The following is a 21188-nucleotide window of genomic DNA, read 5'->3' on the forward strand; positions in this document are numbered from 1 at the left end:
TACGCGCATGCCCACCCCCGCCATCACCTAGAGAGGAACTTGGGGACCATGACACAACCGCATGCCGTTATCGCCGAAAATCCAGGAAAAGAAAAACGCACCGCCAATTGGGTGGCCTTCATCATCTGCGCGGCCCTTGTGTTCGATGGCTACGATCTGGTCATTTACGGCACCGTCCTGCCGGGGCTGCTCGCCGATTCCTCCCAGATCGGGAAGTTCGACGTGGCCACAGCGGGCCTCCTCGGTTCCTGGGCGTTGATCGGGGTACTCGTGGGCTCGCTGGTCTGCGGCGCCGTGGGCGACTTCTTCGGCAGGCGCCGGCTGATGCTCCTGGGCATCGCCTGGTTCTCAATGGGCATGTTCGTCACGGCCCTGACGGCAAGCGTGCCTGCATTTGGGGCCATGCGGTTCGTAACGGGGCTCGGCTTGGGCGTGGTTATCGCCACTGCAGGAGCCACCATGGCTGAGTTCGCGCCGGCAGGAAGGCGCCAGTTCTACAACGCGATTGTCTATTCCGGCGTCCCGGCAGGCGGCGTCCTCGCGTCCATAATGGGCATCCTGTTCCACGACACCCTCGGCTGGCGGGGACTGTTCATCATCGGTTCCCTGCCGCTGGTTATCCTGCTGCCTGTTGCATGGCGCAAGCTCCCCGAGTCCCCGCGCTGGCTGCTGGCCCGCGGTCGCGACCAGGACGCCATGGCCGTCGCGGAGCGCACGGGCGTACCCCTCCTCGAGGAACGCGTGATCCTTGAGGTGGGCGCAGCGCCCCGGAAGTCCGGCTTTGCCGCCGTCTTCTCCCGGCAGTTCGCCGCGGCTTCCATCCTGCTGGGCCTCATGTCCTTCTGCGGCCTGCTGCTGACCTACGGCCTCAACACCTGGCTGCCCAAGATCATGGAGGGTTACGGCTATGGACGGACCTACGCCCTGTTCTTCCCCCTTGCACTGAACCTTGGCGCCGTCGTGGGCGGCCTGGTCGCCTCCCGCCTGGCGGACAAGAGCGGCCCGCAGCGCATCATCGCCTCCACGTTCGGGCTTGCCACCGTCTCGCTCGTGCTCATGACCTTCAGCTTTCCGCTGCCCATGCTCTTTGCCTTCATCGCGGTTGCCGGCGTGGGAACCCTCGGCACCCAGGTCTTGGTGTACGGGTTCCAGTCCAACTACTTCACTACCAACGCCCGCGCAGCGGGTGTCGCGTGGTGCGCCAGCGTAGGGCGGCTGGGCGGCGTGCTGGGTCCGATCATCGGCGGCTGGCTTGCCGCCGCGGGCATCGGCGGCTCCACGGCGTTCTACATTTACGGCACAGTGGCGCTCCTGGGCGCCCTGGTCACCGTGCTGGTCCCCCGCCAGCGGAAGCTTGAGGAGGCCGGGCACAAGGTGGAGGAGCTGGCCGGGAGCCGGACGGAGGAAAAGCTGGCGGCCCCTCAGCCCAAGTAGCCGGCGGAGGCTGTTCTGGCGTAATTGAGTCACATTAATAAACCAGTAGAGCGTTTTAGGGTTATTCTGTGAATCAATCGCGCGGCCAGGGCAGCCCCGGCGTGCGCCAACGGAAGGGCGGGCACACTGTGGAGCTCCGGCAGCTGAACTACTTCATCGCTGTTGCGGAGGAGCGGCATTTCGGCCGGGCGGCCAAGCGCCTCCATATGGCCCAGCCGCCCCTCTCCCAGCAGATCCGCCAGCTTGAGGAGCAGCTGGGGGTGCGCCTGCTCAACCGCACCACACGGCGCGTGGACCTCACGGCCGCGGGGCAGCTCCTGCTTGATCGGGGACGGCAGATCGTCAACGAAATAGGAACGCTGGAGGCGGACGTGTACCAGGTCGGCAAGGGCGCCACCGGCGTCCTCCGGGTGGGGTTTTCAGGGTCCGCAACTTATGGCGTCATGCCCCAGATCGCGCGCCTTGCCAAACAGGTCCTTCCCGGCCTGTCCCTGGCGTTGAACGGCGAAATGCTCACCCCGTCCATGGAAGCGGGTCTCCGCGACGGAACTTTGGACGCAGCACTGCTGCGTCCCCCCGTCTCATCCCAGGAGATTGACTACCGCGTCGTCGCCCGGGAGCCGCTCGTCGTCGCTGTTCCCTCCTTCAGCGCGCTGGCGGAGGACAGGTCCGTGGCGATGCATGAACTGCAGGATCAGGACTTCATCGCATATGCGCCCGAGTCCGTGCTCTACCGCATCACCGCCGACCTGTGCCGCCAGGCCGGCTTTCAACCGCGCATCACCCAAGTTGTCGGCGAGACCTCCACCATGCTGGCATTCGTTGCCGCCGGCGGCGGCGTGGCGGTCATGCCGTCCCGGGTGCGGGCTTTCCAGCTCGACGGCGTTGCCTACCGGGAGATCGAAAACGTCCCCTCCGTGGAACTCGCTGTCGCCTGGCTGCGGGGCAACCACTCCACCCTGCTGCATAACTTCCTGGACATCGTCGGCGCCGCTACAGCCGCACAGCCGCTGCCCGACCCGGCCTCCGGGCCCGTCCCGCTTCCAACCGATGAAAGGCCTTCCCAGTCATGAAAATCGCAGCTATTGAGGCGATTCCTTACTCGATCCCCTACCGCCACCCGCTGCATTTCGCCTCCGGATCCGTCCACGAGGCTGACCACGTGCTGGTCCGCCTCCGCACGGACGACGGCGTGGTGGGCCTCGCGGACACCCCGCCGCGCCCGTACACCTACGGTGAGACGCAAAAGTCCATCGCCGCGGTGGTGCAGGACGTGTTCGCTCCGCAACTGATCGGCGTCGACATTTTTGACCGCGAGAAGATACAGGAGATCCTTTACCGCACCATCCACAACCAGACCGCCAAGGGTGCCGTGGACATCGCCCTGTGGGACGTCATCGGCAAGACGCTGGGGCAGCCGGTGACCAAGCTGCTGGGCGGCTACACCGACTCGCTGCGGGTTTCCCACATGCTCGGCTTCAAGCCCGCCCAGGAGCTGCTCGACCTGGCATTGGAGTTCCGCGAGACCTACGGCATCAACACGTTCAAGCTCAAGACCGGCCGGCGCCCGCTGCACCTGGACATCGAGGCGGCCCGCGCGCTGCGTGAGGGCCTCGGCGGGGACGCCGAACTGTACATGGACGCCAACCGGGGCTGGTCCGCGAATGAAGCTGCGGAGGTGCTGCGCCGCACCGCGGACCTGGGCCTGCAGTTCCTCGAGGAGCCGGACGACGCCCGCGAAGTCCTGGGCCGCCGTCGGCTCGTTGCCAACTCCCCCATCCCCATCGCGGCGGACGAATCCGCCCCGAATCTCGGCGAGGCCGCCCGGGAAATCCTCAACGGCGGGGCCAACCTGCTGGCGGTCAAGACCGCCCGCTCCGGATTTACCGAGGCGGCCAAGATCGTGGGGATGGCCGAGGGCATGGGCATCGACGTGTACATCGGCAACCAGATCGACACCCAGGTGGGCACGGTGGCTTCGGTGGTGTTCGGCGCCGCGTTCGCCCACACTGCCAAGCGCGCCGCCGAACTGTCCAACTACCTGGACATGGCGGACGACCTGCTGGCCGAACCCTTGCAGATCATCGAAGGGCGCATCCGCGTCCCCGAGGGCCCCGGCGTGGGCGCCGGGGTCAACGAGGAGAAGCTCGAACGCTACCGCAGCGACCGCTAAGCCACCCCTTCCACGAAAGGAACATCAATGAAGTACCTGGTCCATATGGACGTCAAACTGCCCGCAGACCTGCCGGCATCCGAGGCTGCTGAGATCAAGGCCAAGGAGAAGGCCTACTCGCAGGAGCTGCAGCGCTCGGGGAAATGGCCGGAAATCTGGCGCGTGGTGGGTGAATACGCCAATTACTCGGTCTTTGACGTGGGCTCAAACGACGAACTCCACGACATCCTGCAGAACCTTCCGCTGTTCCCGTACATGGAGATCTCGGTGGTGCCGCTGGCCAAGCACCCCTCAGACATTAAGTAGGTACCAGCCCGCCGTTCCGGGTCAGTCGCTGGCCCGGAACGCGGCGGCGAGCTCGCTGCGGGACCGGATGCCCATCTTCCGGTAGAGCCGCGTGAGGTGGTACTGCACCGTCTTCTCGGCGAGGAACAGGGCCCGGGCCGCCTCCTTGTTGGTCGCCCCGCCGGCCACGAGTTCGGCCACCGCCTGCTCCTGCGCGGTGAGCTGGACGTGGTGGTCCCGGGCGGCGGTGAGTACCGAATCGGCAGGGTCAGGGAGATTGCCGACGTCGAGGCCGGTTGCCTTGAGCTCCCTGTCGCAGCGCTCCACATAGGTGGCCGCGCCCAATGAGTCGTAGAGGTCCCGCGCCGCACGCAGCACCGAGGACGCCAGCCGCCGTTTGCCGGCGCGGCGCATGCTCTGCCCGAACGCAAAACTGATCCGGGCCCGCAGGTAAGGCCGGTTGAGCCCGCGGAGGTGGCCCAAGGCGGCCTCGAAATGCTCCCTGGCAGCGTCGGGATCTCCCTGGGCCGCCAGCAGCCGGCCCCGGGCCCAGGCCATCCGTGCCATGTCGGAAGGCACTTCGCGTTCGCGCCGCAACCCCTCGAAAGAGGTCAGGAAAGCGTCAGCGGTGTCCAGCTGATCGGTCATCACCAGCGCATTAACGTACGTGTCCTGCCAGGGCCAGAAGGACACCCGGTCCTCGGTCCACGGGTCCAGTTCGGTCAGCGGCTGAAGCACGGCGAGGGCGCTTTCATAATCAGCCCGCGCCTCGTGGAACCGGGCCCGGGCAAGGCTGGCCGGCACCTGCATGGCCCGGTAGGTTCCCGGCTGGACCGCGGCCTGGGAGACGTAATAGCGGGCGCGGTCCCAGTCGCCGCGCATGGACCAGAGCTCCGCGGCGGTCCAGTACAGCAGGGGCCGGATCAGGGGCATCCGGGAGGTTTCAAGGCGGACGCTGGAGCGGGCGATGGTGGCCGCTGCGGCATCCCAGTTCCCCAGCACCAGATGGGTGCGGGCCAGCCATGCCTCGGCCCACAGGGAGATGCGCAGGGACCCGCCGCGGTACTCGGTGGGGGCGGCGGACTCGAAGTTCACCAGGGCCGCTTCCACGTTGTCCATCCGCAGCGCCAGCCAGCCTGCCCCCATTTGCACACGCTGCTTCTGCGCGTTCTCGGCGGCGTGCGCGAACGCCCGCTGGTAGGAAACCTCCGCCTCCCCCAGCCGGCCCCGCGCGTACAGGCCCAGGCCGTAGATGGCTTCCGACTCGACGTGCGCCGGCGTCCCGGGTTCAGTCAGGGCCATCGCGCGCTCCGCCCAGCCGGTGATCATCGGCCCGTCCCAGGATGCAACCCCGTGCAGGACGAAACGCTGCGCAACCTGGGCGGCGGCCTTGGGATCGCGGTCCGGGTTGCTGGTGCGCCACGCCATTTCCAGCTGGCTTTGGGCGCTGTCGTTCTGGCCGGACACGGTGGACAGGTAGCCCAGCACTGAGGAGCGCAGCGGCGAGGGCGGCAGGGCGTCCACGGCGGCGGACCAGGTCTGCGCCTCGGCAACATTGCCGGCCCCCACCAGTGCGTCTACGGCGCGCAGGAGCCGGTCGTTGCGGGCCCGGATATCCAACGACAGGCGCGACGCGGAAAACAACGCCGTCGCCACGTCCTGCCATGCACCCACGGCCGCCTGGCGGCCGGCGAAATCCTCGAGTTCTTCGGCGAGCGCCTGGTCCGCGGCGGGCGTTGCCGAGACCCGATGCCCCAGCTTTTCGCCCTCCGGCTCCACGGCCTCCGCAGCCAGGCGGTGCAGCGCGATGCGGCGGCTGGGAACAATCTGTTCGTAAATCGCCTCGGCAGTACCGGGCTCAACGAACACGACGGCGGAACGCGCCTGGTCGACGGACAGCCGCAGGAGGCCGGCGCGGTGTCCTTCATCCAGGACTTCGAGGACGGACTCCACTCCGCTGACGGAGGCTACTTCCGACAGGCCCGCGCTGCGGCCCAGCACGGACGCGGCTTCGGCGACGGCAACGAGTCCGGGCGAGGCGGCATCCAGGACGCTGTGCACCCTGGCGCGCAGCCGGGAGGTGGGCGGCAGCGAGGGGAACCAGGCCAGCCAGGTTTCCGGGGGCAGCTCGCGCAACAGTTCCACCACTGGCTGCGGCAGGCCGCCCGTGTGCCGGACCAGCCCGTGCGCCGCGGTGACGCTGAGGTCGATGCCGTGCAGGCGCCGGGCCACTTCCTGGACCTGTTGCGGGGTGAGCGGCTCCATGGGAATGCGGACCACCTGGTGCCCGGTCAGGTAGTCCAGGACGCCGGCGGGGATACGCGGCGCGTCGGCGGGGTTCAAGGTGAGCAGGAAAAGGATCCGCTTTCCGTGCAGCCGGCGCATGACGAACGTAAGGATGCGCAGGCTTTCCACGTCGAGTTTGTGGACGTCGTCGACGGCGACCACGACGCTCCCGTGCGACTGCAGCCCTTCGAGGTGGGTGCCCAGCGTCGAAGCGTAGTTGACCACCTGGTCCGTGCTCAGGGAGGCGAGGGGACCCGCCGGAAGGTGCGGGCCGCCGTCGTACGCCTTTGCCGAACGCAACGGCGAGGTGAGCATGAGCTGGGAGTAGCCGGCGAGCGCGAACTGCGCTTCCCAGTCATCGCCCATGGCGGAGAGGACGCGGACGCCGCGGACGCCCGTGCGGCAATATTCCAGGAAGGACTCGAGCACCGCGGTTTTCCCGGAGCCGGCCGGTCCGGTGAGGACGGCCGTGACCACCTTGCCCTTGCGGACGGCGCGGAGGATGTCCAGGAGCTCCTCGAACACCGAGTCGCGGCCCACCAGCGGCGAATCCGCACCGATATCGCCTTGGACGGACCCCGCAGTCATGGCCGCCAGTCTACCGGAGCGGCCTGCCCGCCCTTTGCGGCGGTGTCCAACCGCTATCCCAGGTCCCCGCCGGCCACCGGAAGGATGCTGCCGGTGAGGTAGGACGCTTCGTCGGAGGCGAGGAAGACAATGGGCGCGGCCTGCTCGTCAAGGGTGCCGTAGCGCTTCATGAAGGAGGATTCCACGGTCTGGTCCACGATGACTTGGTACCAGGCCTTCTCGGTGGCGGACTCGGCTTCCGGGCCACGTTTGACCTTCCGCGGCGGCGCCTCAGTACCGCCCGGCGCCGTGGCAACTACGCGGATTCCGCGCCCGGCCACCTCCATGGCGAGGGCCTGGGTCAGTGCGTTGACGCCGCCCTTCGCAGCGGCATACGGGACGCGGTGCATGCCGCGGGTGGCCACCGAGGACACATTGACGATGGTCCCCGACTCCTGTTCCAGCATCGCCGGCAGTACCGCCCGGCAGCTCCAGAGGGTGGGGAAGAGCGAGCGGCGGATCTCCTTTTCGATCTTGTCCTCGTCGTACTCCTCGTAGGGGCGTGCCCAGATGGTGCCGCCTACATTATTGACCAGGACATCCACGCGTCCGTGTGCGGCAAGCGCAGCTTTGACGGCCTGGGTGGCGCCGGCGAAGGTCTCCAGGTCCGCAGTGACGGATGTGGCCGACCCACCGGAACCGGACGACTTGGCGGCCTCTTCGATGCCGCGGGCCACATCGTGTACCAGTTCCGCGCGGTCCACCAGGACCACGGCCCCGCCTTCGGCGCCGATGCGTTCGGCCACTTTCCGGCCGATCCCCTGGGCGGCACCGGTGACGACGGCGACCTTGCCGCCGAACCTGCCTGGGGTCACGAATTGCCCGGCGTACGGTTCAGCCATCAGAGGGCGGCCTTCGCGTCGATGGCGCCGGCCATGGTGTCCTTCGCATCGTGGGCGTGCGCGGTGATGACGGCGCGGAGGCGGTCCTTGTCCCCGCGCTCAAAGGCGTCCACGATGTCGAGGTGGTCCTGGGTGACCCGCTCGAAGATCGGCGTTCCGGTTTCGAAGGCCGCGGCCATTTGGGCGTGCACGTCCAGGCGGCGGTAGGACTCCAGCAGCATGGGGTTGTCGCAGATCATGAAGAGGTACTCATGGAATTCCTCGTTGGTGCGCGCGAACTCCTCGGGGTCCGTAATGCTCCCGCCGTCCACTGACGCCGTGGTGGCTTGGGCGAGCCGGCGGAACTGGCGCAGCTGTTGCTCGCTGAGCCTGCCCAGCAGCAGTTCGCTGACCGCCAGCTCCAGGCCCATGCGGGCGTCGAGCTGGGCGAAGCTGTCCTCCTTGCGGAAGTCCAGCCGGCCGGTCTCCAGCGAGGACACGGCCTCGCCGCGGCTCATCGTGTCGCCTTCGGCCTGGATCTTCCCGGCCGGCGCCGGGGCTCCCGTCTCGGCGTCGCCTCCGGTAGTCTCCTTCGGCGCGAACCGCTCGAAGTAGAAGTTGGCGGGCTGGATGCCTTCAGCGTCCAGCCACTTGGAGACGGCGTTGACCATGGGGGGCGGGCCGCAGAGGTAGATGTCCACGTCGCCTTCGTTAAGGTGCTTCGGTTCGATGATCTGTGTGACGTAGCCGGTGTGCGGGGCGGAGGTGCCGGGCTCGGAGGCGATGTAATCCCAGGTGAAACCGGGCAGCTTCGCTTCGTAGGCCCGCAGCCAGTCCAGGCCGACGATGTCCGCTTCGCGGGTGAGCCCGTAAATGAGGTGGACCGGGGTGGACGGCGGGTTTTCGGACAGCTTTTCGAGGATGGACAGGAGCGGGGCCAGGCCGGTGCCGCCGGCCAGGAGCAGCAGGGGCCGCTTGGGCTCGCGCAGGAAGAACGATCCGTAGGGGCCGGTGAACTCGATGGAGTCGCCTACTGCGGCGCGGTCCCGCAGGTACTCGGACATGGCGCCCTGTGGGGTTACGCGGACCATAAAGGACGCGTCCTGCACTTCGGGTCCGCTGCTGAAGGAGTAGGAGCGCTCGGCGTCGGTGCCGGGGACCCTGAGGTTGACGTACTGGCCGGGAAGGAAGGCCAGTGCGTCCCGGTTGTCCACCTCGAGGGTGAAGGACACCGTGGTGTCCGTGTGCCGGTTGAGCTCCTTGATGGTGGAGCTGAAGGTGGCCGCCGCCGTCTTGGCCGACTCCGACGTGGCCGGGATCTGGATGGCAAGGTCGGACTCGGGGACGGCCTGGCAGGTCAGCAGGTAGCCCTTTTCGAGTTCCTCTTCGGTCATGGCGTCGTCAATGTAGTCGCCCGGGTCGAAGGTGCCGGAATCGCAGAACGCCTTGCAGGTGCCGCAGGCGCCGTCGCGGCAGTCGGACGGAATGTTGATGCGCGCCTTGTAGGCCGCGTCCATGACGGTCTCATAGTCACCGACCTTGATGACTTTGGTGACGCCGTCTTCGAAGCTGAGGGCTACTTTGTGGCCCATGGGGTCCTCCTGGCTGGGCGGGCGCGTCGTCGCGTCCCGGGAAAATTCTGGCGTGCCCGGCGGGCACGGAATGGGAACTGCCGCACGGCACCCGGGGACTTCCGGGCGCCGGTTCGGGCAGGTCAGATCATGTAGACGTCCACCACGTGGTGGATGTAGTCGTTCTTCAGGACTACCTTCTTCTTCAGGATCACCGGTTCCGGGCCGGAAAGGTCGATCGTGTAGTAGCTGGTGCCGAAATATGTGTCCGTCGTGTTGTAGCGGAAGTAGAGCGTGAACCAGTTGAAGCGCACCTCGACCCGGCCGCCGTCGTTCGCCAAAACCTCAACGTCCGTGATGTTGTGCCCCGTGCGCGGCTCGGGGAGGGAGGTGGCCGATGACCTGTCGGTCTTGATCCGGAACACCCGGTCCTCGATGCCGCCGCGGTTGTCGTAGTAGATCAGGGAGATCTCGTTCTGCGGGTCCTGCGTCAGCTGGTCATCCACGTCCCAGGCCGGCATCCAGAATTCGGAGTCGGGGTGGTAGCACTCGAGCCACTCATCGAACTGGCGGTCGTCCAGCAGGCGGGCTTCCCGGTAAAGGAAGGCACGGACGGTTTCGAGGATTGCAATGTCCTCCGCGGCCTTGAGGACCGGGGCGGTTTGGGTCAGGCTGGTCATTGTGTCTGCGCTCTCTGTGGTTCCGGTGGGCTCTGTCAGGCGGAGGCGGGGACGGAGGCCAGCGCGGAACGCTCCTCTTCCTCCGCCAGGGCACGGTCCATGACTTCCTTCCAGTACCCGTGCTGGATGGGGTAGAGCCCTTCATCTTCGGTGCGCACTCCGGAGGCGATGACCTTGGTCATGCCCAGGGCCTGGGCCTGCTCGTCCGGGCCGGCGATCTCGTGGGTGGAGCCGCGGGTCATGTCGTTCCAGGGGGCGCTGGTGGCCCAGTAGGTCTTGTTGCAGGAGCGGAATTCCTCCAGGTCGTCCGGGGTGGCCATGCCGGTGGCGTTGAAGAAGTCCTCGTACTGGCGGATGCGCTTGGAACGGTTCTCCTGGGACTCGCCCTTGGGTGCGATGCAGTAGATCGTCACCTCGGTCTGGTCCGCGGAAATCGGCCGGAAGTGGCGGATCTGCGAGGAGAACTGGTCCATGATGTAGACGTTCGGGTACAGGCACAGGTTGCGCGAGATGTTGATCATGAAGTTGGCCATCTCCTCGCCGTACTTCTGGACCAGTTCCTCCCGGCGGTCCCAGAGCGGACGGTCCTCGGGGTTGGTCCACTCCTGCCACAGCAGCAGGTGCCCGTGGTCGTAGGAGTAGAAGCCGCCCTTGACCTTGCCCCACTTGCCGGCATCCATGGCCTTGGTTTTGTTGGCCGAGTCACCGGCGCTGCGGCGGGCCGTGGTGGCGGCGTAGTTCCAGTGCACGGCCGTGACGTGGTAGCCGTCGGCGCCGTTTTCGGCCTGGACCTTCCAGTTGCCGTCGTAGGTGTAGGTGGAGGAACCGCGCAGCACCTCCAGCCCTTCGGGTGACTGGTCAACGATCGAATCGATGACCTTGGTGGCGTCGCCCAGGTGCTCCTCCAGCGGCAGCACGTCAGCCTTCAGCGAGCCGAACAGGAAGCCGCGGTAGGACTCGAAGCGGGCCACCTTGGTGAGGTCGTGCGAGCCTTCCTTGTTGAAGGTCTCGGGGTAGCCGGCGTTCCGGGAATCCTTGACCTTCAGCAGCTCGCCGGAGTTCTTGAACGTCCAGCCGTGGAACGGGCAGGTGAAGGTGGTGCGGTTGTCCGTCTTGCGGCGGCACAGCATGGCGCCGCGATGCGAACAGGCGTTGACGATGCAGTTGAGCTTCTCGTCCTTGTCCCGGGTGATCATCACCGGGGTGCGGCCGATGTACGTGGTGAAGTAATCGCCTACGTTGGGAATCTGGGACTCGTGGGCCAGGTACACCCAGTTGCCTTCAAAAATATGCTTCATCTCAAGTTCGAAGATCTCCTGGTCGGTGAAGATTTCGCGCTTGGCCCGGATGATGCCGTTCTCACGGTCGTCGATCACGGCGTCGGCAAGGACCTCGCGGGCATGGATCAGGTTCTCGGTCATGGCGTGCTCCCTCATTGGAGATTGCTGGACGGATGGGCGGGAGGTCCGGGCTGGCGTCGTTGCCGGCGGTGGACGTTAGAGGCAATTCTTCCCCCTCGTGACTGGTCTCACATCAGGCAAACACCTAGGGTCGACCAAGGGTGTCTTTATGTATCGATCATGACTAAAAAGCAGCATTATCAATATTTGTTTCGTCATTATCTTCGGACCTACGATGAGACAGACATCACGCGACGCCACGGATCGGCAGGCACTCCTGCACCGGCGTCCTGCGGCGGGTCCAGGAGACCTTTCTGGGCCCCAATTTCAAAGACGAAGGTGGAGACCGCCATGACTGAGACTCAAGTGGACATCCGGAACGAGAACGAGGGCACAGCCGTTGAAGCCGGCTCGAAGGCCACCGAACGCTTCGCCGCTTCCGGCAAGCTTTCGGAACTGCGCGTGCCCAAGGAGCGCGTGAGCCTGCTGGCCGGCGCGCTCATCAAGGCCGCCAACGACATCGTCGTTGAGCACCAGGTCACTTACGAGGAGTACAACGCGCTGAAGGCTTGGCTGATCAAGGTGGGTACCGACGGTGAGTGGCCGCTGTTCCTTGACGTGTGGCTCGAGCACACGGTCGAGGACGTCAACTCCCAGGACCGCCCCGGGACCAGGGGCACCATTGAAGGCCCGTACTACGTGCCCGGATCGCCGGAGCTTGCGACGCCGGCCACCGTCCTCATGCGCGACGGCGAAGAGGGCACCCCCCTGCGTTTCACCGGCCAGTTCACGGACACCAACGGCAATGCCCTGCAGGGCGCACAGGTGGAGATCTGGCACGCGGACGCCGCGGGCTTCTACTCGCAGTACGCCCCGGGCCTGCCGGAGTGGCTCTTCCGGGCCACGGTCAAAGCCGACGACGAAGGCCGTTTTGAAATCAACACCATGCGTCCGGCGCCGTACCAGATCCCCACGGACGGCGCCTGCGGCCAGCTCATTGAGGCGGCCGGCTGGCACGCCTGGCGTCCGGCCCACATCCACATCAAGGTATCGGCACCCGGCTACCAGCCCGTCACCCAGCAGCTCTACTTCCCGGGCGACCCGCACAACGCTGACGACATCGCCTCGGCCGTCAAGCCTGAACTGATGCTGGACCCCAAACCCCGCACGGACGGCGGGGCCGGAGAGGACGCCGTGTACAACTACGTCCTCGCCAAGGAAGGCGAGACCAAGTAGGCCTTTGCCCCTACTGTCTGAAGCCGGGCGCCAGGACCCGGCCACATGGCGCCCCGGAGCTGCATCTTCGGGGCGCCTGCCTGTTCCAACCACGCAGCCAGGAGCCAGGATGCCCACCTTCCGCCAGGACCCGGCGGCCCAGCCGGAAGCCGCAGCAGAACCCGTCACTGGAGGGCCGGCTCCCGGACTGTCGGCCGCGGAGATGCCGCCCGCGCGGCAACCGCTGCTGGAACGGCCCGGACGCCGCCCCGCCGGACCACACCGTTTCCTTCGGGACGTGGCGCCGACCTACCTGTCCAACGGTGCCATCGGCCTGGTCTTCACCGCCTCCGGGCCCATCGCCGTCACCCTCGCCGTCGGGGCAGCAGGCGGGCTGAGCCAGGAACAGCTCGCCTCGTGGGTTTTCGGCATCCTGTTCTCCGGCGGAGCCGCGACACTGATCATGTCGCTGCTGTACCGGCAGCCGCTGGGGTTCGCCTGGTCGATTCCAGGCACGGTTCTGCTCGGGCCGTCGCTGCACCATCTTTCTTTCGCGGAGGTGGTGGGCACGTTCTTCACAGCCGGCCTGCTCGTCCTGGCCCTGGGCGCCACCGGAGTGGTCCGTCGGATCATGGCGATGATCCCCATGCCGATCGTCATGGCCATGGTCGCCGCCGTGTTCCTCCGCTTCGGCACGGACATCATCTCCGCAAGCCAGGCCAATCCGGCCGTCGCCGCCCCGATGGTGGGCGCCTTCCTGCTCCTGACCGCCGTGCCGGCCCTGGGGAAATTCCTTCCCCCGGTCCTGGGGACGTTGGTGGCCGGTTGCCTGGCGGTGGCGGTCAGCGGGCAGTATGTTCCCGGGGAGCCGGGACCGCTCCTGGCTGTCCCGGCCTTCACCCCTCCGGTGTTCACGTGGGCGTCGCAGCTGGAACTGGTGGTTCCCCTGGCCTTGACGGTGTTGTTCGTCCAGAACGGCCAGGGCATCGCCGTGCTTCGGGCCGCAGGACACCGGCCGCCCGTGAACGCTTTCGCCATCGTGTCCGGCGCGTTTTCCTTGCTGAACGCCGGCTTAGGCGCGGTATCAGCATGCGTGACGGGCCCTACGAACGCCCTGTTGACGTCGTCGGGAGTTAAGGGACGGCAGTACACAGCAGCGGTGACCTACGGTTGCCTCGCACTGGCCTGCGCGGCGCTGGCTCCCACCCTGACCCGGCTGATGCTGGCCACGCCCAAGGAATTCGTCCTGGTCCTGGGCGGAATCGCGATGCTGCGGGCACTCCAGCAGGCGTTCGTGACCGCCTTCTCCACCACCTTCACCCTGGGAGCGCTGGTGACCTTCGTGGTGACCATCTCCGGCCTGGATCTGTTCAACATCCACGCAGCCTTCTGGGGCCTGGTCATCGGATACTCCGCCTCACGGCTGCTGGAGCGTCCGGACCATGCAGGATCATAAAAGCGGACCGGCGAGTACCCGGCGAAGGCGCCCCTAGGGTGTCCCTGCCCAAGAATTTCACCTGAGCTGGGCAAAACCATGGGAAGTCTTGATCCAGCCGCGGCATGGTTAACCCAGCAGCAGCACCAGCCGAACCGAGCCACTGATCCAGCAGGCACCCAGCCGGATGGGCGGAACAGGAGTAGCCATGAATCAAGCACCCACACCGGACGTCGCCTCCGTCGTCGGCGGTAGCGGCACGGTTCACCGCGGGAGCCTGACGTGAAACGAATCGCACCGTTGAATGCCCTCGGCAGCCCCTCGCGCACTGGCGAAGCCAATGCGTCGACCCGCATCAGTTACCCCGTTACGGGGCGGCGGGCTCCATCCGCTGTTCCGCCGACATGGACCTCCGGCAACGGCCTTCAAGAGGCGGACCAAATCTGGCCCGACTGTTGCGACTGAAAGTGCCATCCGATGGCCACCCGAATACGGGCCGCCTGGCGCACGACGGCGACAGCTGCCCTCTTCGCCGTTTCGCTGGCCGGGTGCTCCCTACCGGGAAACGGCCCGAATCCAACCACGGCGGCGCCTGACCGGACCCTGCCAACACGGGCGGAAGGACCCTTTCCCGTGACCTCTGTCACTGACGGGGACACGATCCGAGTCACCATCGATGGAAAATCGACCCGCGTCCGCCTCATCGGCATTGACACCCCGGAAGTCAGCGATCCAAGGAAGACGGTCCAGTGCTTCGGACTCGAAGCATCCCGGCGAGCCACCGAACTCATGGACGAAACCCAGGTCTGGCTGGAATACGATCCCAGCCAGAGTCGCCGCGACCGTTACGGCCGGACGCTGGCTTACGTCTGGCAATCTGAAGGCGTACTCGTCAACGAAAAAATGGTGGCCGAAGGGTTCGCCCACGAATACACCTATGAGACCCCCTACAAATACCAGGACAGGTTCCGTGAGGCCGAACAGGCCGCCCGTACTGCAGAACGGGGCCTGTGGAGCCCGGCCACGTGTGCAGGCAACACAAACTGAACGAGGCGGGTTCCCCGATCGGCGCTGACGCTACTGCACGCTGACCGGGGCGCGAGGTGCAGCCAAACTACTGCGCCCTACGCTGCCGCGGGGAACACCCCTGCCCCTGCCAGTCCGGAACGCGGATTGGTTCCGACCAGGCCGCAAATCCAGCGGCCCAGTTCCGTTGCTTTGTGCACGTCGATGCCTGTCGGGAAGCCTGCACGCCCGAGCATCCACGCGAGATCCTCCGTGGAGATATTTCCGGCCGCGCCGGGAGCGAAGGGGCATCCTCCGAGACCACCGACGCTACTGTCGAACACATCGACACCCGATGCCATCGCCGCATAAGTATTGGCCAGCGCCGTGTGGCGGGTCTCGTGAAGGTGGGCCCTCAACTGCAGGTCGGTTTCCTCGCGCAGCGTGGCGAAAGTCTCGCCCACCTGCCACGGGACGGCGCAACCAATCGTGTCGGCCAACGCCACTTCCGCCAGGTTCGCGCGGCCAATTGCACTGCGGACGACTTCGAGGGTCTGCTCGATCGGGACGTCTCCCTGGTAGGGGCAGCCAAAAGCGACAGCTGCGGTGACGCTGAGTGGAATGGATGCGGCGGCAGCGATGTCCGACACTTCCTCCAGAGCCCTAAGCGCTGCAGCAACTGTGGTGTTCTGGTTGGCTGCGGCGAATGCGTCGGTCACCGGCAGTACATAGTTCATCTCGTCCACCCCGGCATCGACAGCCCGGAGGGCACCCCTGGTGTTCAGCACCAGGCCGATATAACTCACGGCGTCGGTGCGCGGGACCGACGCCATCACGGCGTCGGCATCTGCCATCTGGGGTACGGCTTTGGGATTCACAAAGCTGACGGCTTCGATCCGCCGCGCACCCATCCGGATCAGCTCTTCGATGAGCCGGACCTTATCTTCCGTGCTCACGGGGGTCTTCTCGTTCTGCAGCCCGTCGCGGGGGCTGACGTCCACGATCGAGACCGGCCTGGTTCCGTGGGCAAACGCCATCAGATTGCTCCTTCGCTACGTGCATTCTGAAACTCTTCTTCGGTGAGGTTCAGGAGGCCCTGGTACACATCGGCATTGTGGGATCCATGCACCAAAGGCCCGTTCCAGCTAATCCGGCCGGCGGAGCGCGTGAGCTTGGGAACGATTCCCGGCTGGACCACGGCGCCCAGCTCGTCGTCAGCCACTTCCACGAGCATGTCCCTGGCTTTGAGCTGCGGATCCTCGAAGATATCTTCAACGGTACTCACGGTGCTGTTCGGAACAGCATGTTTATCGAGCAGGCTGACCAGCTCGCCGGCGGAGTAGTGCACCGCCCAATCGGCGATGATGCTTTCAAGCTCCTCCTGGTTGCGGCCCCTCTGCGCATGATCACGGTATTTCGGGTCCTCCGCGAGCCCGGGCATGCCCATCGCTGTGGCCAGGCGCACGAAGACCGAATCCTGGTTGGCCGCTATGACAACCCACTTGCCGTCGCTGGAGCGGAAGATGTTCGACGGCGCGATCCCCTTCAGTCCCGAGCCGCTGGGTCCGGGAACAATACCGGTGGCGGCGTAGTCCGGCACCGCGCTCTCCAGTAGTGAAAAGCACGCCTCAACGAGCGACACATCGACCACCTGGCCGGTCCCCCCGCGGGCATCCCGCCAGTACAACGCCAGCAGGATCCCCTGCAGGGCATACAGCGAGCCGAGGCTGTCCCCCAGTGAAATACCTGTGCGGGGTGGCGGCTGGTCGGGATAGCCGTTCAGGTGCCGCAATCCGCTCCGCGCTTCGGCGACGGAGGCATAACCCGGCTTTGACGCTTCCGGACCAGTCTGTCCATATCCCGAGACCCGGGCGATGATGAGGCCGGGATTGATCTTCCACAGCTCTTCAGGGCCGAGGCCAAGCTTTTCCATAGTGCCCGGGCGGAAGTTCTCGAGGATGACGTCGGCGTCCTTGCAGAGCTCAAGAAAGAGCTCCCGGCCGCGGGGGGCTTTCAGGTCCATAGTGACGCACTTTTTGCCGCGGGACTGCACCGACCACCACAGGGTGTGGTCATTAACGCGCGCGCGGCCCCATTCGCGCATGGGATCCGGCCTGTTTGGGGATTCGACCTTGATGACTTCGGCACCGAAGTCTGCCATCTGCCGTCCCGCGAAAGGGCCGGCGATCAGAGATCCCAGTTCGAGGACGCGCACGCCGGACAGAGGACCCGCATCATCGCCCGCGATTTTGGCCCTGCCTGCGACGGCTGGTGGCGTTTCTTCAGCGATCCCGTGGCCGGCCCCGTCCTTTGCGTCCTTGCCAAGCTTCGCTGTGCCGGTTTCGACAACCTTCATCAAATCTCAACTCCTGATTCCTGATGCGGACCCAGTGGGCGCCGTACACACGGACGGAGGTTCATGAGCTCCCCGTCGTACAGGAACCAGTATGCACTCCTGGCCTCATATTGTGAATATAAAATCACGATATGGGCTCCACCTCGGAGGGAAGACTTCCGCCGATCAGCCGGGTACCTTCAGCTGCCGCGGCGATGACCGGCTCTATCCAGGAAGCACACACGTCGTAAGGCATCCTCATGGTGGGCCCCATGACGGTGAGTGCACCGTAGAGCTCAGCCTGCGGGCCGAAGATCGGAACAGACAAGCCGCTGGCCCCGGAAACCCGCTCCCCGGTAGTGATGGCAAAACCGTCCGCACGAGTCTTCGAGACGGCGGCATCAAGGCTTGCTGCGTCCGTGATGGTCTGGTCGGTGATGGACCGGAGCCCTGACCCGTAGACCCTCTCCGCCAGGTCGGGGTTCCAGGCGAGCAATACGCGGCCCGCCGAACCGGCGTGGAGCGGCATGATATCGCCGACCTCGACCGCCCTTCGAAGAACCCGTCGGGTCTCGGCCAACGCGACGCAAACCCTGCTTCCCTGCGATTCCCTGAAGATGCAGACCGTCTCGCCCAGCTCATCCCGCAATCGCCGTATTACCGGTGTCAGCAATTCCAGGAAGTCCAGGCCCTGCCGGGCAGGCGCCGCCCAGTGGGTCATACGCAACCCGACCCGGAATTGGTCATCACGCCGATCGAGCATTCCCTCATGCACCATATTCGCGACCAGGCGCTGCACCGTGGAGTGCGGCAACCCGGTCTCCGCGCGTATTTCGGCGAGGCTCAATTCTGGCCGCACCAGGGAGAAGGCATCAAGGATGGCCGTGATCTTCTTCAGCACCAGCAACGGGGCGGCGGCGTTTTCGGTTGCGCTCATGGCTCGATTCCAGGTTCCTTCTTCTCGGTCAGGGCGGGGTGGCGCCTATTTGAAGCCCCCTTGTAGTGTGACAGACGTTACTGTTAGCGTAGTGCCCACTATATGGCCAACAACTCACAATGTGGTTAGCGGGAGAATAGCAATGACGCAGCCCTCACAGCCTGAATCATCGAATTTTGCGGTTGAGCTCAACGGATGCACCAAGGAGTTTGCAACTCCCGGCGGTGGATCGTACTTCGCTGTCCGGGACATCGACCTCAAGGTGGAGCCCGGACGGTTTGTCTCCATCGTTGGGCCGACGGGATCGGGTAAGTCCACGATCCTCAACATGGCAGCGGGACTCCTGAATCCTTCCTCGGGCACTGTCCACAGCTTCGGTGAGCCCGTACATGGGGTGAACCGCCGCGCCTCCTACATGTTCCAGCAGGACGCCCTGCTGCCTTGGAAGTCGGTCATCGACAACGTCAGTCTCGGGCTCACCATGGCCGGGGTCTCCAAGGCCGAGGCCTACGACGAGTCACGCCGCTGGCTCGAGAAGGTGGGATTGAAGAACTTCGCTGACCGGTACCCCCACCAGCTCTCCGGCGGCATGCGCAAGCGCACTGCAGTCGCCCAGGCCTGGATCGTCAACCCCGACATCCTGCTGATGGACGAGCCTTTCTCCGCACTCGACGTACAGACCCGTCAGATCATGGAGAACGAACTCCTCCAGCTCTGGCAGGAATCGGACAAGGCCGTCGTGTTCATCACCCACGACCTGGACGAGGCAATTGCCCTGTCCGACGAGGTGGTCATCCTCGGGGCCGGGCCGGGAAGCACCGTCGTCGGCAGCTACGAGATCGACATCCCCCGCCCCCGTGACCTCCTGGACATCCGGGACGATCCCAAGTTCGTCGAGCTCCATAGAGAAATCTGGGGGCGCCTCAAGGTTGAGGTATCCAAGACCTACGAATCAGCGCGGGAAGAGGAAGAGAGCGACGCAGCATGACGGTGGCACCAGTTTCCAAGAAGACACAGCGCTTTCCCCTCCGGAAGGAGCGGGGTCCGGCGATGGTTGAGCGCCCCCGGCGCAAACGGGGTGAAGCGTCCAACTTCTCCATCCGGATGGGACAACTGGCCCTCGCCGTCATTGTCCTCGGCGCGTGGGAATTGTTGGGACGCGTTGGCGTTATCGACCCATTCTTCTTCCCCCTCCCCTCCGACATCCTGATGACGGTATGGGTCTGGATCTCCAGCGGCTTCGTCTTCCCGCACCTGTGGATCACCCTGCAGGAATCGATCCTCGCCTTCCTGACGGGCGCGGCGGCCGGCCTGGTCCTGGGCTTCCTCCTGGCGAGGGTCCGTTTCCTGGAGCGGCTCCTGGACCCGTTCCTGCAGATGTTCAATGCCCTTCCCCGCGTGGTGCTGGCCCCGATCTTCCTGCTGTGGTTCGGCCTGGGGATCTGGTCAAAGGTCGCCTTCGGTTTCACCTTGGTGTTCTTCATCGTCTTCTTCAACACCCTCGAGGGCGTCAAGAGCGTGGACCGGGTCCTCGTGGACAACGCACGCATGCTGGGGGCGTCGGAGAAGCAGCTCCTCCGCCACGTCTTCATCCCCAGCGCCCTGACCTGGATCTTCTCCAGCCTGCATATCAGCGTAGGTTTTGCCATCACCGGCGCAGTGGTGGGTGAATACCTCGGAGCTTCCGCCGGTGTGGGCTACGCCATAGCTCAGGCCCAGGGTGTCTTCGATACCAAGGGAGTCTTCGCCGGCATGTTCATCCTGATGTTTGTGGTCCTGATCATCGACCTCCTCGTCAACCGCCTCGAACGGCACCTCCTCAGGTGGCGCCCGGCCCGGTCCTCGTAACTATTACCATCACCGCCTGAAAGGGAACTCTCATGACCCAGAAAGAAACCCGGCGCCGTAGGCTCTTCCGCCCCCTGACCCTGCTTGCCTCCGTTGCCCTGGCTCTCTCCGCCTGCGGCGCCCCTTCGGCTGCACCTCCCGGCCAGGGCGGGACCGGTGCTGCCGGCGGCGGGGAAGGCACCAAGGTGATCATCGGCGTCGGCGGCCAGACTCTCCTGACCTACCTTCCCACCACGCTGGCCCAGGAACTGGGCTACTACAAGGAAGAGGGCCTGAACGTCGAACTCCAGGACCTGCAGGGCGGCTCGAAAGCGCTCACTGCGATGGTGGGCGGCAGCACAAATGTCACCAGCGGATACTACGAGCACACCATCCAGATGCAGGCCAAGAACCAGCCCATCAAGGCGTTCGTCGACATGGGCGAGTCGTCGGGGCTTGCCCTCATCGTGGCGCCCAAGAATGAGGGCCAGATCAAGTCCATTGCGGACCTCAAGGGCAAGAACGTCGGAGTGACCTCACCGGGGTCCTCCACCGACATGTTCGTAAAGTTCCTGCTGGCCAAGAATGGCATGCAGCAGGCAGATGCCGCAGTTTCAGCGATCGGCGCCGGGTCCTCTGCCGTTGCCGCCGTGGAGCAGAACCAGGTGGACGCCGCAGTGATGCTCGAACCTGACATCTCCGTACTCGCAAAGCGGATAGGCCACGATCCGGTGCTGCTGGAAGACGTCCGGACCGTGGAGGGTCTGAAGGAAGTATTCGACACCGACTCCTGGCCGTCCTCCTCCCTCTACGCCAAGACTGAATGGCTGGACAAGAACAAGGAAACCGCAGGCAAACTCGCCAAGGCGATCAAGCGCACCCTCGAATTCATCGACGGCCACTCCGGCGAGGAGATTGCCGCGAAAATGCCTGAGAAGTTCGCCGGCGGAGACAAGCAGCTCTACGCCAAGGTCATTGAGGACCTGAAGAAGACGCTCAGCAAGGACGGATCCTTTACCGAGGACGGCGTTCAGGCGGTCCTGAAGACACAGCGGGTGGCCAACCCGGAGGTCGGGGATAAGGACATCAAGCTGGCGGACACCTACACGAACGAATTCCTGAAGTAGCACCAACCGGCAGAGGCACGCCATCCGCAA

General features: G+C 65.4%; 18 protein-coding genes. 10 read left to right on the forward strand and 8 right to left on the reverse strand.

Annotated features, from left to right (window positions below; translation table 11 throughout):
- Positions 1–48: 48 nt before the first annotated feature.
- The 4 genes from U7114_RS09970 to catC all read left to right on the forward strand — a co-directional run bounded on the left by U7114_RS09970 (position 49) and on the right by catC (position 3913).
- On the forward strand, positions 49–1434 hold the full coding sequence (locus U7114_RS09970) for an aromatic acid/H+ symport family MFS transporter (RefSeq protein WP_323057242.1): 1386 nt from the start codon (positions 49–51) through the stop codon (positions 1432–1434).
- 128 nt (positions 1435–1562) lie between these two features.
- A complete protein-coding gene (locus U7114_RS09975) occupies positions 1563–2507 on the forward strand; it encodes a LysR substrate-binding domain-containing protein (RefSeq protein ID WP_323057411.1) in 945 nt (314 codons plus the stop codon).
- Positions 2504–3607: a mandelate racemase/muconate lactonizing enzyme family protein gene (locus tag U7114_RS09980; RefSeq protein ID WP_157242417.1), complete on the forward strand. Its 1104-nt coding sequence runs from the start codon at positions 2504–2506 to the stop codon at positions 3605–3607. Before U7114_RS09975 ends, U7114_RS09980 begins: the two co-directional genes overlap by 4 nt.
- A 27-nt stretch (positions 3608–3634) precedes the next feature.
- Positions 3635–3913: a muconolactone Delta-isomerase gene (gene catC / locus U7114_RS09985; RefSeq protein ID WP_323057243.1), complete on the forward strand. Its 279-nt coding sequence runs from the start codon at positions 3635–3637 to the stop codon at positions 3911–3913.
- Between the two features lie 21 nt (positions 3914–3934).
- On the opposite strand, the gene U7114_RS09990 is transcribed toward catC, so the two are convergent.
- The 5 genes from U7114_RS09990 to benA all read right to left on the reverse strand — a co-directional run bounded on the left by U7114_RS09990 (position 3935) and on the right by benA (position 11298).
- Entirely contained in the window at positions 3935–6766 is a 2832-nt protein-coding gene (locus tag U7114_RS09990) for an AAA family ATPase (protein WP_323057244.1), read from the reverse strand.
- Positions 6767–6819: 53 nt separating this feature from the next.
- Positions 6820–7647, reverse strand: a complete 828-nt coding sequence (locus U7114_RS09995; RefSeq protein ID WP_157242420.1) for a 1,6-dihydroxycyclohexa-2,4-diene-1-carboxylate dehydrogenase — start codon at positions 7645–7647, stop codon at positions 6820–6822.
- Positions 7647–9218, reverse strand: coding sequence for a benzoate 1,2-dioxygenase electron transfer component BenC (gene benC, locus U7114_RS10000; RefSeq protein ID WP_323057246.1), 1572 nt, complete (start codon positions 9216–9218; stop codon positions 7647–7649). The genes U7114_RS09995 and benC overlap by 1 nt, the downstream gene beginning before the upstream one ends.
- 122 nt (positions 9219–9340) lie before the next feature.
- Positions 9341–9877, reverse strand: a complete 537-nt coding sequence (benB, locus tag U7114_RS10005) for a benzoate 1,2-dioxygenase small subunit (protein ID WP_321216128.1) — start codon at positions 9875–9877, stop codon at positions 9341–9343.
- Between the two features lie 35 nt (positions 9878–9912).
- Positions 9913–11298 (reverse strand): benzoate 1,2-dioxygenase large subunit, encoded by a 1386-nt coding sequence (gene benA / locus U7114_RS10010; RefSeq protein WP_323057247.1) that lies wholly within the window; start codon positions 11296–11298, stop codon positions 9913–9915.
- A 330-nt stretch (positions 11299–11628) separates the two neighbouring features.
- Here benA and catA point away from each other — a divergent pair, with 330 nt between their 5' ends.
- From catA to U7114_RS10025, 3 genes are all read left to right on the forward strand, one after another.
- Positions 11629–12513, forward strand: coding sequence for a catechol 1,2-dioxygenase (catA, locus tag U7114_RS10015; RefSeq protein WP_323057249.1), 885 nt, complete (start codon positions 11629–11631; stop codon positions 12511–12513).
- Between the two features lie 109 nt (positions 12514–12622).
- Positions 12623–13948 (forward strand): benzoate/H(+) symporter BenE family transporter, encoded by a 1326-nt coding sequence (locus U7114_RS10020; protein WP_323057250.1) that lies wholly within the window; start codon positions 12623–12625, stop codon positions 13946–13948.
- A gap of 612 nt (positions 13949–14560) precedes the next feature.
- Positions 14561–14974, forward strand: a complete 414-nt coding sequence (locus U7114_RS10025; protein WP_323057251.1) for a thermonuclease family protein — start codon at positions 14561–14563, stop codon at positions 14972–14974.
- 77 nt (positions 14975–15051) lie between these two features.
- On the opposite strand, the gene U7114_RS10030 is transcribed toward U7114_RS10025, so the two are convergent.
- The 3 genes from U7114_RS10030 to U7114_RS10040 all read right to left on the reverse strand — a co-directional run bounded on the left by U7114_RS10030 (position 15052) and on the right by U7114_RS10040 (position 18204).
- Complete coding sequence (locus U7114_RS10030) at positions 15052–15969, reverse strand: hydroxymethylglutaryl-CoA lyase (RefSeq protein WP_323057252.1); 918 nt, start codon at positions 15967–15969, stop codon at positions 15052–15054.
- Positions 15969–17288, reverse strand: a complete 1320-nt coding sequence (locus tag U7114_RS10035; protein ID WP_323057254.1) for a CaiB/BaiF CoA-transferase family protein — start codon at positions 17286–17288, stop codon at positions 15969–15971. Before U7114_RS10035 ends, U7114_RS10030 begins: the two co-directional genes overlap by 1 nt.
- Before the next feature lie 124 nt (positions 17289–17412).
- A complete protein-coding gene (locus tag U7114_RS10040) occupies positions 17413–18204 on the reverse strand; it encodes an IclR family transcriptional regulator (protein ID WP_157242436.1) in 792 nt (263 codons plus the stop codon).
- A 142-nt stretch (positions 18205–18346) separates the two neighbouring features.
- Here U7114_RS10040 and U7114_RS10045 point away from each other — a divergent pair, with 142 nt between their 5' ends.
- The 3 genes from U7114_RS10045 to U7114_RS10055 all read left to right on the forward strand — a co-directional run bounded on the left by U7114_RS10045 (position 18347) and on the right by U7114_RS10055 (position 21158).
- The gene (locus tag U7114_RS10045; protein WP_157242437.1) at positions 18347–19192 is read left to right on the forward strand and encodes an ABC transporter ATP-binding protein; all 846 of its coding nucleotides are present in this window, start codon (positions 18347–18349) and stop codon (positions 19190–19192) included.
- A gap of 62 nt (positions 19193–19254) precedes the next feature.
- Positions 19255–20052 carry an ABC transporter permease gene (locus U7114_RS10050; protein ID WP_197432532.1) on the forward strand — a complete coding sequence of 266 codons (798 nt, stop codon included), beginning with the start codon at positions 19255–19257 and terminating at the stop codon, positions 20050–20052.
- 32 nt (positions 20053–20084) lie between these two features.
- Positions 20085–21158, forward strand: a complete 1074-nt coding sequence (locus U7114_RS10055; protein WP_321216112.1) for an ABC transporter substrate-binding protein — start codon at positions 20085–20087, stop codon at positions 21156–21158.
- Positions 21159–21188: the final 30 nt, after the last annotated feature.

The organism is Pseudarthrobacter sp. C1 (assembly GCF_034720455.1).
In the GTDB taxonomy this organism is placed as follows: Bacteria; Actinomycetota; Actinomycetes; order Actinomycetales; family Micrococcaceae; genus Arthrobacter.